This window comes from Gilvimarinus algae, assembly GCF_030518215.1.
GTDB classification, from domain to species: Bacteria; Pseudomonadota; Gammaproteobacteria; order Pseudomonadales; family Cellvibrionaceae; genus Gilvimarinus; species Gilvimarinus algae.
Genome location: NZ_JAULRT010000001.1, coordinates 1 through 323, shown reverse-complemented (window position 1 = coordinate 323; position 323 = coordinate 1). Strand labels below are relative to the sequence as shown.

The window sequence follows — 323 nt, the reverse complement described above, 5'->3', positions numbered from 1 at the left end:
GAGTGCTTTAAAGACTTCAGGCACATTGATACCATCGACCCGTTTTATTTCGAGACGACCAGAGTCTGGGTTGGGAAAAATACCTCTAATAAATTTCCAGTTTCTAGACACTCGGTCTACTTGAACCGGGAACGGAAAAATCATCGTTATTTGACTTTCATCAAACTTACCCGAATCTACCAGCTCCGGAAGTCCTAACGGTTCATAACCAATACCAACTACAATACTTCGCTCCCCACGCTCCCTTGGTGAAATAAAGAAACCCGGAAGAGCTTCCCAAGGATCAGGATTCTCCGCCAAAGCAGTATCAGAATACTCCTCTG

The 323-nt window shown here is 44.6% G+C and carries 1 protein-coding gene; it reads right to left on the bottom strand.

Features of this window, described 5'->3' with window-relative positions:
• On the bottom strand, nt 1–323 hold a 323-nt coding region (locus tag QWI16_RS00005; RefSeq protein ID WP_302710668.1), incomplete at both ends, for a hypothetical protein.